We start from the raw sequence: 13,077 nt of genomic DNA on the forward strand, positions 1-13,077 counted from the left end.
AATCGACGCTTTGGGTTCCTTCGCCGGCAACGATCACCGTCTCGGATGCCGCCGCACGGCGCAGTCGTTCGAGATCGACGCTACCGTCGAACAATGCGCCGCCGACGCTCAGCGCCAGATCGACCTTGCTGCCGTCGGCTGAGAAGTGCGCCGAAGCCAGCGCCGTTGTCAGGCGCATGGAAACCTGTTCGGCATCCGATTCGGTCGCGCCGATCAGGAGCACGTCAAAACTTGCCGGGCCGGTTCGAGCGACGATGTCATCGCGCCGCACCGAGGTGCTGATGGTGGAGGCGACGAATTGGAGCAGTTCCTCGCTCCAGGCCGGACCGAAAGCGGCACCGACGTCATCGAGGTTGTTGATTCTGAGGTGGATGAGCGCGCCGTGAAGCTCTTCGCCAGCGCGTTGCCGGCGGCGCTCGAGGCCGTTGACCTGCTGCACCAGCCCGCGGCCGGTTACGCAGCCCGTCGTGGCATCGTGGGCGACGACGTGGTTAATCTGGTTACGCAGGCGCTGGGCCCGGCGAAACTGTGTCGCCGCGAGCACGATCAGCGGCACGCCCATCAGCAGGGAGATCAACGCGGCTCCGACCATGGCGGCAGCATAAGGCCGATCGACGAGAGCGACCAGGCTCAGATAGACCAAAACCTGCGCGAGTACGGCGAAACCAACAATGCCACCGATGACATATCGTGCGATTCGCCAGTCCCTTTGCCCGTTGAACTGTACTTCTCTTCGCATGCGCCGCTCCCGATTCACCAATGTCGATCGGTCTAGCGCGAGTCTATGGATATTCCATTTCCATAGTATCTACAAATTTATGTAGTGCGCGGGCCTTCCAAGAAAAATGCTCCAAAACGGGATATCCGGCTCGCCAACAGCAATTGCCGGTGCATTCCCGCGGTGCATGAACAGGCCCTGAAACGCTCCTGGTCAAACGAGACCGATTCGACACAGACTACCAGCCTATCGACCGGGATCGCGCACGGCAACGTTGTCCGAAGCGGCCGCAGGCGCCCGTCGATCCGCATCATTCTTGGCATGCAGCGTTTGACAAGCGGCGTGGCGCTATGGACGAGATCCAGGTGTACGTTCGGGTGCAAGCAGGGTTGGAACCTCCCAGTCTTTCGGCGTTCTCATTTTCGCCGGGCGCCATCGCCCGGTGGTGAAGCGCCACGAAAGGATCGGATGATGTACGACAGGGAGCGTTGGCCAGAACAAAGGGCATCAACCGGGCTGCCGGTCGGCATCATGCTTTTTCAGCATTAGCGATAACCGCCTATCTCGCCGTCGGGGGTGCCTTCTCTGACGGTAGCGATCGGGGTGTCGTGTACCCACAGGCGATTGGAAGGTAATCCTCGCGGCCCGGCAATGCACGTTAGCTTTGTCCGCGAGCAGCGCGTAGCGGCGTGAAGACGGGGCGGCTCCTCCTCCGTCCCGTAGTTCACGACAGGCTCGAAATATTCCTACAAGCAATGCCATGAGTGACCGGCAATGAATCCGGCGAGCATTACGGGGATACGGCCCATCCGGTGGCTACTCACGCACTATCAACGTGACAGCGGCAGCCATCAAAGGCAACGAATCAAACGGGTGGCGAACTACTCAATTTGGGCTAGGCGGAAAGCAGGGTACAGCCCGGGCTTGGAGCAACATGTCGGTCGGCTGGGCGACCGTGCGTCCACGAACACTCGGCGGTCGACGAAATGACTCGGCATCGGGATGCAGGCAGGGGTTTTCAAATTCATTCTCAGCGTGCGGCTTCCGTTAAATCGGCTATAAGCGACACGCTCGAACCAATCAGGAGAAATCATGGAAACCGTGGAGATCAGCGGCCGCAGCGACTTCGCGCTCTGGGCCATCCAGCGTGCCCAGGAAATCGTCACGACCGAGGGCGCGGCCTTTGCGATGGCGGCTCGCGACATGAATGATGAGATGCTGGCCGAAACGGCGGCTGCGCTCGGCCAAGCCATCAGCGATGCCATGCTTGAGATTTTTGACGGACTTACCGCGGAGTGATCTGATCTCCGGGATGGCGCGCGGACCTCGGTGGACGTAGGTCGCTTGGTATCCAGACGGAGGCCTCGTGCGTTGCGATCGGCTGATTTTTCTCGGTCGTCCCAGAAGCCGGTCGATGTATCCGCCTGTGGGGAGGGTTCATTTCCGCCGGACGTCGAGGCCCAGCGCCTCGGCGATGGTGATGGTCTGGTCGATCGTGATGATCGCGTCCTTGAGGTGGACGTTTTCCGGCTCGATTGCACTGAGGTCGCTGCCCCTGAGGTCACAGGCCGTGAAATCTACGCCGTGCAGCCAGGCGCCGGAGAGGTCGACGTCTCTTAGCGAACCGCCCTTGCAGGAGGCGCCGGTAAGGTCTGCTTCCCGCAAGCGAGTTTCCTTGAAAGACGCACGGCCGAGAGCGGCGCCGGGCAAGCCGACGAAGGACCAATCGCCGCCAGCGACCTGCATCTGGTCGAAGTCGCAAACGTCGAACATGCTGCCGACGAACTTGCATTCACTGAAACGGCTGTTGAAGAATTTGCAGGACACGAAGGTGCAATTCACGAAGGCACCTGCCTGATGCGACGAGGCATTGAAACGCGCGCGCCGGAAGGTGCATTCGTGGAAGACGATGCCAACGGTCTGGGCCTCGGTCAGATCGAGATCGACGAACGAGGTGTTCTGATGACGCTCGCGATCGATCTGCCGGCCATACCAGCCGGCGCCGGCAATCGGCGGCGCTTCGCCATATCGTCGTTCAGCCGTCATCATCCATCCGCCGCGCAGCTTCTGCTGCGAAAGCCTGCTGTTTCGTCGCCGCGCGCCCGATGATCAGGGACGCCGTCAACGATCTCGCTTCACGCAAGCGCCCATAAACTATTCACTTCCTAGGGTCGATGGTGTGACGAAAGCGCCGGAGATCAACCCGCCGCGCGTCAGTCGTCAATCCGGAACCCGACCTTCATGACCACCTGGTAGTGCTCCACTTCGCCATCCTTGATGTGGCCCCGAATCTGATCGACCTCGAACCATTCGAGATTTCTCATGGTTTTCGAAGCCCGCGCGATCGCCGTTTTGATCGCCTCCGTGACGGAAGACTTCGAACTGCCGACAAGTTCTACCTTCTTGTAGACATGGTCACTCATGACACCCTCCCGGTTGCCTCTGGAAGCTACCACCAAGCCTACAACCAAATCACGAAAACATCACCTCAATAGCCGGAATAGAGCGCCTTTCAGCGCTGGATCACCAGCTCGCGTGGACCGGTTGCCAATTGCCAATCAGCGGCGATGCATTCTGGCCGGTCCTCCAACTTGCGCTTATCTGCTTATCGCCTGACTTTCACGGACGATGCCCCACGCATCGATAGGCGCCGACGCACGTCGGGCCGCGGGCATCGGCGATCGTTGCTTCGCATGTCCGTGGGCCCCGAGAGCGAACGTGACTTGAAGGCAGATCTTGCCCAGGCTTTCGCCATCACGTGATTTTGCACAAGGAACGAGCAACTGCCTATTGCCCGCTGGTTTTTCCCGCAGATCGGGCGTCCCGTACGCGGAAAATACGGCACCGTTCCAGATGGCCCAACTCTTGCTTCACACCATCTGAAACATCCAACCAAGGGATTGTCGGATGATGTGGAGTGGGTTGTTGCTGTCGCTGCTGCTGAGTGTTTCGATGGCTTTCAGTCTGACGGAACTCAGTTTCGTGCGGAATGACAGTGGCCCGCAGTCGCACGGCGATGCGGTGCGGGTGACGCTTGCAATGTCAGCCGGATTGACTGCCTTGGGACTGGCTTTCAGTCATCAGGGACCGTCTTTGGCTGTGATGGCGGTCGTTACTGGCATAGGGCTTTCGTGGCTCGCGGCACGGCTCGCCTCACGGACGGTTGCTCTTGCCATAGCCGTCCTGTCGCTCGGCTTCTATCTGCAGTTCGCGAATTCCCACCATTGAACCGTTAGCCAAGGGGTGGTGAAGGTGTTCGCTCTTCGGTCACGATCGCATCCATAGCGATGTCGTGCCATTGCGGTCTTATGCTTTCCATCCTTTGCTGCTCGAACCCAACACCGATCACGAATGGCTTCGGTTGCAACACGGCAAGCGTGCGGTCGTAATAGCCGCCGCCATAGCCCAGGCGATAGCCGCCCTCATCGAAACCGACGACCGGTGCGATGACGATGGTCGGTTGAACATCCCGGCCCTTTGCCGGAATTGGGATCCCCCAGACGCCTCTCTCGAGTTCCTCCCCGGCGCGCCAGGATCGAAAGCCGAGGGGTGTCGCCTTGGCGAGCACCACTGGAAGCGCGCACTCTGCCCCTCGCGCAATGAGCGTGTTCATCCAGCCGCGTAGATCCGGCTCGCCGCGGAACGGCCAATACAGAGAAACCGTTTCGCCACGAACGTCGGGCAGAAGCTTGTCGAGCGCACTGATAATGGCGTCCGTGCTTGCAGACCGTTCTCTCGTGGGAATGCCCTGCCGTGCGGGTATCAGCCTTCTTCGCTCCTGCTCGCGCCATTCGGCCGTCGAGATGATCCCTGGAAGATCGAGGCCCATATAGGCCGGATCTACCTCATGCATCAGGCACGGCGGCGACGAAAAGCGCGGCGGAATATCGTCCTCTTCAGGCATGCTCACGATCGATTGCCTTTCTCCGTTTCCAGGAATGTTTCGAACGCAGTTTCACGAGGTCACCTTGATTATCGTTTCCCGTTCGAGAACAATAAAGCGGCTTCATTCCCTTCGCAGATAAAATGGACTTCACGACCCTCGAGATTTTCCTACTGGTGGCCGAACGCACCAGCGTAACCCGCGCCGCCACGGATATCGGCCGCGCGCCATCCAACGTGACCAATCGTATTCGGGCACTGGAGGAGGAGCTGGGCGTCAGCCTGTTCAATCGCGACGGCAAGAAGATGACGCTGACGCGCGAGGGGCGACTTTTTCGTTCCTATGCCTCCCGATTGGTCGCGCTTTGTGACGAAGCGCGCAACGCGCTCAAACCGACCTCGATGCCAGACGTCTTGCGGCTGGGCAGCATGGAGAGTACCGCCGCCAGCCGCTTGCCGCCGGTTCTGCAGTTGATCACCCGGGCGCACCCGAATTTGGCGCTGAGGCTCACGATGGGGTCGACGGAGGAACTGACCCGCGCCGTGCTCGCTGAAGAAATCGACTGTGCCCTGATCGCGCGTTTGCCAGGCGACATCGCCATCTCGCGACCTGATCTGCTCGATGAGCTCGACGGCGATCCGATCTATCGCGAGGACGTATTGATCGTCTTGCCCGGATCTCATCCGCCAATCAAGACCGCCCTCGACGTGCGCGTCAATTGGCTGGCCGCGTTAGAACCGGGATGCACGTACCGCCGTATTGCGGAACAGTGGGCGCGTCCCTCCGCGACGATCGCAACGAAGGAGGTTTCCTCCTACCACGCGATGCTGGCGAGCGTTGCGGCAGGTGACGCGATCGGTGTAGTACCACGGTCCGTATTCGAGCTCATGGACTGGCCCGGCGAAGCTCAAACCCATTCGTTGCGAGAAATTCAGACGCTACTCGTCTATCGCAAGGGGGCCTGCTCCCCTGCGATCGAAATCCTGCGCCGCGAATTGCTCGACGACGCGGGCGTCCACTAAAAAATAGAACCTACGCACGGCCAATCACAGGTGACTGCATGACCAACTCGCCCAGCCCCGCATCCCAGCAACCGCCGGGCCGCCGCTTCTTTGCGCCGATCCTGGCGGGTGCGACGTTGAGGGAACGCTTGATTGCGTGTCTCGGGGCGCTGGTTGGTATCCTTCTGACAGGCATGATCAGCGGCAGCATCTTCGGCGGCGGCGCCAGTCTCCCGTTGATCGTCGCGCCGATGGGCGCATCCGCGGTTCTGCTGTTTGCGGTTCCCGCCAGCCCGCTTGCCCAGCCGTGGTCGATTGTCGGCGGCAACACGATCTCTGCCTTCGTCGGTGTCCTGTCGACGATGTTCGTGCCGGATCCGCTGATTGCAACCGGTATCGCCGTGGCGGTCGCGATTGCGGTGATGTCCTTCACCCGCTGCCTGCATCCGCCCGGCGGCGCTGCCGCATTGACAGCGGTGCTTGGCGGACCCGTGGTGGCGAATTGGGGCCTCCTGTTCCCGTTGGTGCCCGTCGCGCTCAATTCGTGTCTCCTGGTCGCCCTCGGGATCCTGTTTCACAAGCTGGCGAGGCGAAACTACCCGCATGTCGTCGCCCCGCCGGCAAACACGCACGCGACGATTGACCCGCCCGCCAGCCGCCGGGTCGGCTTTACCGGCGCAGACGTCGATGCCGCGCTCGAGGCTTTGGACGAAACATTTGACATCAGCCGGGAGGACCTTGATCGGGTGCTGCGCCAAGTGGAATTGCAGGCGGCAATTCGGGCGACACCGCACATTCTGTGCCGGGATATCATGTCGCGCGACGTCATCTGCGTCCATCAGGACGACAGCAGCGAGGCTGCACGCTCGTTGCTTCTCAAACACAATATCCGGACGATCCCGGTGATGGATGGGAATGAGAGGCTTGTCGGCACGGTCGGCCTGAGGGAGCTGACCGAGCCCGGCGCCACCGTCGGCAGCAACGTTGCGACACCTGTCGTTGCGCGCCAAGACGACCGGGCGATGAGTTTGCTCCCTGCGCTGACCAGCGGAGCAATTCACGCGGTCATCATAGTCGATGAGGACCATCATGTGCTGGGACTGATTTCGCAGACGGATCTGCTGGCGGCGGCGGCGCGGACGTTGTTCGATCATAACTCAGGCCGCGAACGGGCTGCTTAACCCTCAATCCGGCATGAGCGTCTCGAGATTGCCGAGATCAGCAAGGTTCAGTGCAGCGAAGCCTGTCGTGTCGCTTGCCTCACATGATGTATCAACGGCGTTTCCCTTGATATCAGTCGCGCAACCAGACGCCCCGACGCCGTGATCACATCGATGACGGCGTCGTGATAGTCGTCGTCCTTGGTCAATTCATCGACAAGTCTTTGACCATAGGCAACTGCGGGTCCGTCTGACGGGTATTTCCGGCCAACTTTGTCGTGGCTGACGACGCCTGCTGCATAGATATTGAACAGATAGCGGCGCATGATATTCCACTCCGTACGGGATGCCGCGCCGGCGCCTGCCGTACCAAAGGGACCGAAGGCGCTATAGGCGGCATTGCAGGGTTTGAAATGACCCAGCAACTTATCGCGACCTGGTCTTCTTGTCGCGTGACCCGAGCGTGACATTTACTCTGCGTTAAGCATCGCCAGCGTGGCCGCAACGGCGCGACGTCGACCTGCTCCCCCGTCAGCGCCGAAATGCACGCCTGATCCTGACTGTTTGCGCAGGCTCAAAGACGAAGATTCTTCCCTCGCCTAATCAGGGGTGATCTCTGCGCCGCGCGGCGACCCGGCAGTCGTCGGTGCCGGAAGGGCCGATACACGTTGCCTGCAGTCCCAGACGGTTTCGATGCATCCGGTTCGACCTAGCGTCGCTCGAATTCGTCTGCAAACGTCCAACAAGGAACCGATGATGACCGTTCTCAACCTCGAAAGCACAGTCGCAACGATCGCCGCCGAATTGCCGGGGGCCGCGGAACTGTTCCGCCGTTACGGCATCAGCTTCTGTTGCGGCGGCAAGATGTTGCTTTCGGAAGCCGCACTCAAGGCCGGTCTTGCCCCTTCGGCGCTGCTTTCAGAGCTGGAAACGCTTGAGCGGGCGGCACATCGAGATGCACCGGAGGAGACCACCGACCTTATCGCTCATCTCCTCCACAGATACCACCAGACGCACCGTGCAGAACTTGCATGGTTGATCCCGCTCGCCCAGAAAGTGGAACGGGTGCACGGCGGCCATCCCTCGGCGCCGGTCGGGCTTTCCCAGGCCCTGGAAGCGCTCCGGGACGAGCTCGAAAGCCACATGATTAAGGAAGAACTCGTCCTGTTCCCGATGATGCAGCGTGGCGATAGCACGACGATTTCCTATCCGATCGCACAGATGCGCCGCGAGCATGATGACGAAGTGGAGCATCTGCGAACGATCGAGCATGTCACCCACGGTCTTTCGCTGCCGGAAGGCGCCTGCGGTTCGTGGACGGCGCTCTATACCGGATTGCGCAAGCTCACCGACGACCTCGTCACCCACATGCATCTCGAAAATGCCGTGCTGTTTCCCCGCTTCGAGGCCGGACTCCAGATGGTTTGATGATCACGGCGCCAAAGGCGTGGACAGCGATCTGGCAGGCTCCGCACCGGCCCCTGTTCTTTCTGGCAGGCCTGTGGGCGCTTGTCGCACCTGCGGTCTGGCTTCTGCCGGAGGGCGTTCAGCCGGACAAAGTTTCCTGGCATCGCCAAGAGCTGCTCTTCGGGATGGCCGGGGCGGCGGCAGGCGGCTACCTGTTGACCGCCCTGCCCGCCTGGACGAAGAAGGGCCCGGTCTCCCCCGGCGTCACCATGTTCGCGACCGTTCTGTGGTGCGTGGCCCGCCTGACGACGGCCTTGTCTCAGCACTTGCCGGCCACCACCGTCGTGATCGGAGCATCCGCCTACTTCGTATTTGTCGCAGGAGTTCTCGCTCACGGGATTGCGTCGAGCAGAGCGGGACGCCACATCTGGGCACCATTTGCCATGGTGCTGATCGGCTTGCTCAGCCTGCTGTGGCTTGACGGAGAGGCGAGCCATCTTGCCGCAGACTCAGTGCCGCGGGTTTTCCTCGTTTTGATCATCCTGATCGGCGGCCGCGCCGTGCCCGCTTTCACGCATTCCTGGATCGCTCGATTCAATATCGGAGATCGCATTCGCAACCAGCCCAAACTTTCCTACCTGGCGATCGGCGGCATAATTTCCGCGGCCGGGTTCAGTGCTGCCAAGCAAGCGAATGCGGAGGGCATTGCCCTCGTGCTGTCCGGCTTGGCGCTGGTGCTGCAGATGAGCGGCTGGCCATGCCTCAGGGTCCCTCGCTACCCGGCGCTGTTCATTCTACATCTGGCTTTTGCCTGGACGCCGGCAGCCCTCCTGCTCACCGGGCTCGCAATCATATTTCCGAACCAGCTTCCACTTGCGGCCGCGCTGCATTCGGCGACCATGGGGGCAATGGGAACAATGATGGCGGCCGTCATGATGCGAGCCGCCATGGCGCGGGACGGAGGTATGCTCTTGCTCAGCCGGACGATGGCGTGCGCCTTCGCCCTTATCTGTGTCGCGACGATGGTACGCGTTCTGGCCGGCTGGATCGGCGGCGCCTATTTCGATCCCATTGTCACCGCGGCGGCATCCTGGATGCTGGCATGGGGGCTGTTCCTCATCGCCTATGTGCCGGCGCTAAGCGGTCCTGTTCCCAGACCAGTCCTAAGCGCTGACGGCGCGCGACTGCCGTTAGCCGTACCCAAACGATAGGCGCCTCCCGCGGGTACGCCGTGGGGCAGCGCGATTGGGCGCGCACGGTAATCTCAGCCGTCGCAATCGCCGGCATGCCGGCCTATTTCACAACGCATCGTGAACATTGTCAGGCCACAAGGTCGCGCTAGATTCTGAAAAATTCTATTAGCGGTAACCGATGCCACGCCCTCCCGAAACCTCCCCCCAGAATATCAATAGCCCAAGTGCGGGGATCGATCGCCCGGAAGGCCCCGAATTGACCGCCCCGCATCGCGAACCGCAGATTTCGGCTTCAGGCCCGTCAGACGGGGTCAGCCAATCCACTGCAACGCCGCCGCCCCGCAGATTGTTCAGCCAAAGCAGTCTGGCGGTCCAACATCTTCTCCATGCGCTCGGCCATGATTTGCAGGCGACTTCGACCTTGGCCGGTGCAAAGGCCAAGCATGCGGCTTCACATTTGAGAATGAAATTCAGGCCTTCGGATGGAGACGCGGCCGCATCAACGATCGATGGTTCCCGTGGGTGGTTCATGACTGCCTTGGCCAAGATCGGGAGCCGGGTTCGCGCCCTGCGTGAAAGGCGATCCGAAGATCGCGGCGCCACCTTCGCCAGGTCAAGTCGGTGGAAGGTTGCCATGGGCGTGGCCCTCCTTGCCTGTCTTCTGCTTCCGGGAAGCGTGCTCGTCTGGGCATTGAAGGATGTTCCCTGGAGTGAGATCAGGGACGGTAACTTGAAGCCTATCGTGGTGCTGGAAACGGCGGACGGAGGACCACTGGTGAGACAGGGGCCCTATCAAGGACCTTATGCTCAGTACGGTGAATTCCCCCCACAGCTGATCGATGCGGTCCTGTCAATTGAAGACCGCCGGTTCATGGATCATTTCGGCATCGATCTCAGAGGGATCGGACGGGCGCTCGTGCGGAATTTCGAAGCGGGTTCGGTGGTAGAGGGCGGCAGCACCATCACCCAGCAGCTCATCAAGCTGCAATATCTCGACAGCGACCGAACGATAAAACGGAAAATACAGGAGTTCGTAATCGCGCTTTGGCTGGAGTGGAAGCTCGGCAAGCAGGAAATTCTGACGCGCTACCTCAACAGCGCCTATCTCGGCGCCGGCGCAACCGGCATGCCTGCAGCCGCGCGGATCTATTTCAACAAGGATATTGGCGCTCTCGACCTGGCGGAATCGGCGATGCTGGCGGGGTTGCTGCGGGCGCCGAGCCAATGGAACCCGATCGACAATTTCGAAGGCGCCCGGCAACGCACCTCAGTCGTCCTCGACACGATGGTGGCCAATGGCAAGATCACCGCGCCCGAAGCTGCACAACTCAAGGCGAGTTTCGCGACGATCCACCCGACGACGCCGACGCCACGCTCGGGAAGCTGGTTCGCGGACTGGATCTCGCCGCAGGCGAGCGAAATCGCCGGCGCATCGCCGGGTTCGACCACGGTGCGCACGACACTGTCCCCACAACTGCAACGGATCGCCGAAAGGGTCCTGGCAAACGCCTTGGACACGGAAGGAAAAGCTGTTGGGGCATCCCAGGCCGCGTTGGTTGCGATGACGCCTGACGGCGCGGTCGTCGCCATGGTCGGCGGTCGCGACTACAAGCAGAGCCAGTTCAATCGCGCGGTAACCGCGATGAGGCAGCCGGGCTCCACCTTCAAGCTGTTCGTCTACTATGCTGCCCTGAAGGCTGGGTTCACCTTGTTTGACCAGATCCTGGACGCACCGATCGACATCAATGGCTGGTCGCCGGACAATTCCGGTGGGCGCTATCGCGGCTGGGTGACACTTGCCGAAGCCTTCGCCCGGTCGCTGAATGCACCGGCGGTGGCGCTTGCCCAGGAGGTCGGGCTCGACAATGTGATCGCCGCTGCGCGCGAACTCGGAATCAACACACCGCTTGCCAACACACCGTCCCTGGCACTCGGCACATCGGAGGTCAGCTTGCTTGACCTGACGAGTGCCTATGCGTCCGTCCATCTCGGTAAGGCACCCGTCAAGCCCTGGGGTATCATAGATTTTCAGGCGGCGGGACAGCCGAAGGCGTTTCGGGTTGGCGCGCCAGCCGCGCCGGCCACAGATCTTTCCGCCTATCAGCCGGATCTTCTGGGCCTTCTGCAGTTGGTGGTCGAGCGCGGAACTGGACGTGGAGCCGATCCCGGCACGTTTGCGGCCGGCAAGACCGGCACCAGCCAAAACAATCGCGACGCCTGGTTCATCGGCTTCACCGAGCCGCTCGTTGCCGGCGTATGGGTTGGCAATGACGACGACGCACCGATGAAAGGGGTTACGGGCGGCGCCTTGCCGGCGCATATTTGGCGAGATTTCATGAGGGAAGCGATGGCGGCGCCGGCGGCAGGCGCGCTTGTCGGCGACCAGGCCACGCCACAGTCCTGCAATATCACGGCCTGCTCGCGCAGCTATCGTTCGTTCCGGCCGTCGGACTGCACCTACCAGCCCTATTATGGCGGGCGGCGGCTCTGCGAAAAGTGAGCCTCCTGTCTGGTGACGTGAACCAGCAACGGCAAGGACTTCCTCGCTTCCGGATTGGGAGTAGTAACAGACGCGTCGTTGTGAGAGTGATTTTCGCACGGAGTGTCGGAACCTTGTTGCGCCAGTCGTCTTCCAGACGGACAAGCCAGGGAGGATCACGATGCCTATCACGATTACCGCCTTTGAACGGTCGCCCGACCGCGGCAGGGGGTTGGCGCGCGACATGCGCGTTCGCTGGGCGCTCGAAGAAGTTGGCCAACCCTACGAGGTTCGCCTGCTCTCATTCAAGGCGATGAAAGAACCGGCGCATCTTGCGCTTCACCCCTTTGGGCAGATTCCGACCTATGAGGACGGCGAACTTACCCTGTTCGAATCCGGCGCGATCGTGTTCCACATTGCAGAGCACCACGAGGGCCTGCTGCCAGACGATGCCAATGCCAGGGCGCGCGCAATCACATGGATGTTTGCCGCACTCAACACGATGGAACCACCGATCCTCGATCGCGAGGTTACCAAGTTGCTCGAACGCGGCCAGAGCTGGTATGAGCAGCGATTGTCGGCCGTCGAGGAGCGCACCCGCAAACGTCTGGGCGAACTTTCCAACCGGCTTGGTGATCGCGATTGGCTCGCCGAGGAATTCACCGCCGGTGACCTGCTGATGGTTTCGGTGCTGCTCAGATTGAAGGGTTCGGCCTTGCTGGACGAATTTCCGACCCTTTCCGCCTATGTGGCTCGCGGCGAAGCGCGGCCCGCATACAAGCGCGCCTTTGCCGCTCAACTGGCGGTCTTCCATGCCACGTCGGCTGGATCGTGACGGTTCGATCATGAAGGTCGGGGACGTGGACGCTGGCGGGGCCGGCTGCATCGTCATGCGAGTTGGCCGCCGGCGACCTGCGCCCCTAATCGCTGAGACAGTTTACGCGTGGTCTCGAGACTACCAGGTCCACGTCTGTCGCGAATACCAATCATCAATTTCCCGGCGCACGCGATCCTTCTCGATCCCATAGCGCTCCTGGATTTTGCCTTCGAGTTGATCGCGCACCCCGGCGATTTCATCCAGGTCGTCATCCGTGAGACGGCCCCATTGTTCCTTGACTTTGCCCTTCACCTGTTTCCAGTTACCTTCGACGCGATCCCAATCCATCATATCCTCCAAAACTCTCTCGGCTCTCTGACCATGTTCGATTTAGGTCAGTGTCCAATCGCCCCGGTCGC

At 61.1% G+C, this 13,077-nt stretch carries 14 protein-coding genes; 8 read left to right on the forward strand and 6 right to left on the reverse strand.

Going from position 1 to position 13,077, the window contains the following annotated elements; all coding sequences use genetic code 11:
- Nucleotides 1-739 (reverse strand): GGDEF domain-containing protein (locus AC0C6X_RS16710; RefSeq protein WP_472954118.1); only part of this gene is annotated, 739 nt, incomplete at its 3' end.
- A 1,071-nt stretch (nucleotides 740-1,810) separates the two neighbouring features.
- On the opposite strand from AC0C6X_RS16710, the gene AC0C6X_RS16715 reads away from it, so the two are divergent.
- The gene (locus AC0C6X_RS16715; RefSeq protein ID WP_173518329.1) at nucleotides 1,811-2,017 is read left to right on the forward strand and encodes a hypothetical protein; all 207 of its coding nucleotides are present in this window, start codon (nucleotides 1,811-1,813) and stop codon (nucleotides 2,015-2,017) included.
- Nucleotides 2,018-2,155: 138 nt separating this feature from the next.
- Here AC0C6X_RS16715 and AC0C6X_RS16720 read toward each other — a convergent pair whose 3' ends face one another.
- Both AC0C6X_RS16720 and AC0C6X_RS16725 read right to left on the reverse strand, forming a co-directional pair.
- A complete protein-coding gene (locus AC0C6X_RS16720; RefSeq protein ID WP_210266603.1) occupies nucleotides 2,156-2,764 on the reverse strand; it encodes a pentapeptide repeat-containing protein in 609 nt (202 codons plus the stop codon).
- A 167-nt stretch (nucleotides 2,765-2,931) separates the two neighbouring features.
- Entirely contained in the window at nucleotides 2,932-3,141 is a 210-nt protein-coding gene (locus AC0C6X_RS16725; protein ID WP_173518327.1) for a dodecin, read from the reverse strand.
- A 502-nt stretch (nucleotides 3,142-3,643) separates the two neighbouring features.
- Here AC0C6X_RS16725 and AC0C6X_RS16730 point away from each other — a divergent pair.
- Nucleotides 3,644-3,946: a hypothetical protein gene (locus AC0C6X_RS16730; protein WP_173518326.1), complete on the forward strand. Its 303-nt coding sequence runs from the start codon at nucleotides 3,644-3,646 to the stop codon at nucleotides 3,944-3,946.
- Nucleotides 3,947-3,950: 4 nt separating this feature from the next.
- Here the strand turns inward: AC0C6X_RS16730 and AC0C6X_RS16735 are convergent, their stop codons facing one another.
- The gene (locus tag AC0C6X_RS16735; RefSeq protein WP_173520092.1) at nucleotides 3,951-4,622 is read right to left on the reverse strand and encodes a 5-formyltetrahydrofolate cyclo-ligase; all 672 of its coding nucleotides are present in this window, start codon (nucleotides 4,620-4,622) and stop codon (nucleotides 3,951-3,953) included.
- A gap of 122 nt (nucleotides 4,623-4,744) precedes the next feature.
- Here AC0C6X_RS16735 and AC0C6X_RS16740 point away from each other — a divergent pair, with 122 nt between their 5' ends.
- Together AC0C6X_RS16740 and AC0C6X_RS16745 are read left to right on the forward strand one after the other, a co-directional pair.
- Nucleotides 4,745-5,623: a LysR family transcriptional regulator gene (locus tag AC0C6X_RS16740; RefSeq protein WP_173518325.1), complete on the forward strand. Its 879-nt coding sequence runs from the start codon at nucleotides 4,745-4,747 to the stop codon at nucleotides 5,621-5,623.
- A 38-nt stretch (nucleotides 5,624-5,661) separates the two neighbouring features.
- Nucleotides 5,662-6,783, forward strand: a complete 1,122-nt coding sequence (locus AC0C6X_RS16745; protein WP_173518324.1) for an HPP family protein — start codon at nucleotides 5,662-5,664, stop codon at nucleotides 6,781-6,783.
- A gap of 47 nt (nucleotides 6,784-6,830) precedes the next feature.
- On the opposite strand, the gene AC0C6X_RS16750 is transcribed toward AC0C6X_RS16745, so the two are convergent.
- Nucleotides 6,831-7,088, reverse strand: a complete 258-nt coding sequence (locus AC0C6X_RS16750; RefSeq protein ID WP_472954124.1) for a DUF6894 family protein — start codon at nucleotides 7,086-7,088, stop codon at nucleotides 6,831-6,833.
- Nucleotides 7,089-7,518: 430 nt separating this feature from the next.
- Here AC0C6X_RS16750 and ric point away from each other — a divergent pair, with 430 nt between their 5' ends.
- The 4 genes from ric to AC0C6X_RS16770 all read left to right on the forward strand — a co-directional run bounded on the left by ric (nucleotide 7,519) and on the right by AC0C6X_RS16770 (nucleotide 12,676).
- Complete coding sequence (ric, locus tag AC0C6X_RS16755; protein ID WP_472954126.1) at nucleotides 7,519-8,190, forward strand: iron-sulfur cluster repair di-iron protein; 672 nt, start codon at nucleotides 7,519-7,521, stop codon at nucleotides 8,188-8,190.
- Nucleotides 8,190-9,380 (forward strand): NnrS family protein, encoded by a 1,191-nt coding sequence (locus AC0C6X_RS16760; RefSeq protein WP_472954440.1) that lies wholly within the window; start codon nucleotides 8,190-8,192, stop codon nucleotides 9,378-9,380. Before ric ends, AC0C6X_RS16760 begins: the two co-directional genes overlap by 1 nt.
- 160 nt (nucleotides 9,381-9,540) lie before the next feature.
- Nucleotides 9,541-11,862 (forward strand): PBP1A family penicillin-binding protein, encoded by a 2,322-nt coding sequence (locus tag AC0C6X_RS16765; RefSeq protein WP_472954128.1) that lies wholly within the window; start codon nucleotides 9,541-9,543, stop codon nucleotides 11,860-11,862.
- A 160-nt stretch (nucleotides 11,863-12,022) separates the two neighbouring features.
- Entirely contained in the window at nucleotides 12,023-12,676 is a 654-nt protein-coding gene (locus AC0C6X_RS16770) for a glutathione S-transferase family protein (protein ID WP_472954130.1), read from the forward strand.
- A 120-nt stretch (nucleotides 12,677-12,796) separates the two neighbouring features.
- Here AC0C6X_RS16770 and AC0C6X_RS16775 read toward each other — a convergent pair whose 3' ends face one another.
- Nucleotides 12,797-13,006, reverse strand: coding sequence for a CsbD family protein (locus tag AC0C6X_RS16775; protein WP_173518318.1), 210 nt, complete (start codon nucleotides 13,004-13,006; stop codon nucleotides 12,797-12,799).
- Nucleotides 13,007-13,077 lie beyond the last annotated feature (71 nt).

The organism is Ensifer sp. VA4, from assembly GCF_055710065.1.

Bases quoted from the DNA above. Each gene is read 5' to 3' on its own strand.
- AC0C6X_RS16735 (WP_173520092.1), bottom strand. From the start codon at position 4,622: ATGCCTGAAGAGGACGATATTCCGCCGCGCTTTTCGTCGCCGCCGTGC.
- AC0C6X_RS16715 (WP_173518329.1), top strand. From the start codon at position 1,811: ATGGAAACCGTGGAGATCAGCGGCCGCAGCGACTTCGCGCTCTGGGCC.
- AC0C6X_RS16760 (WP_472954440.1), top strand. From the start codon at position 8,190: ATGATCACGGCGCCAAAGGCGTGGACAGCGATCTGGCAGGCTCCGCAC.
- AC0C6X_RS16750 (WP_472954124.1), bottom strand. From the start codon at position 7,088: ATGCGCCGCTATCTGTTCAATATCTATGCAGCAGGCGTCGTCAGCCAC.
- AC0C6X_RS16740 (WP_173518325.1), top strand. From the start codon at position 4,745: ATGGACTTCACGACCCTCGAGATTTTCCTACTGGTGGCCGAACGCACC.
- AC0C6X_RS16720 (WP_210266603.1), bottom strand. From the start codon at position 2,764: ATGACGGCTGAACGACGATATGGCGAAGCGCCGCCGATTGCCGGCGCC.
- AC0C6X_RS16745 (WP_173518324.1), top strand. From the start codon at position 5,662: ATGACCAACTCGCCCAGCCCCGCATCCCAGCAACCGCCGGGCCGCCGC.
- AC0C6X_RS16770 (WP_472954130.1), top strand. From the start codon at position 12,023: ATGCCTATCACGATTACCGCCTTTGAACGGTCGCCCGACCGCGGCAGG.
- ric (WP_472954126.1), top strand. From the start codon at position 7,519: ATGACCGTTCTCAACCTCGAAAGCACAGTCGCAACGATCGCCGCCGAA.
- AC0C6X_RS16765 (WP_472954128.1), top strand. From the start codon at position 9,541: ATGCCACGCCCTCCCGAAACCTCCCCCCAGAATATCAATAGCCCAAGT.
- AC0C6X_RS16775 (WP_173518318.1), bottom strand. From the start codon at position 13,006: ATGGATTGGGATCGCGTCGAAGGTAACTGGAAACAGGTGAAGGGCAAA.
- AC0C6X_RS16725 (WP_173518327.1), bottom strand. From the start codon at position 3,141: ATGAGTGACCATGTCTACAAGAAGGTAGAACTTGTCGGCAGTTCGAAG.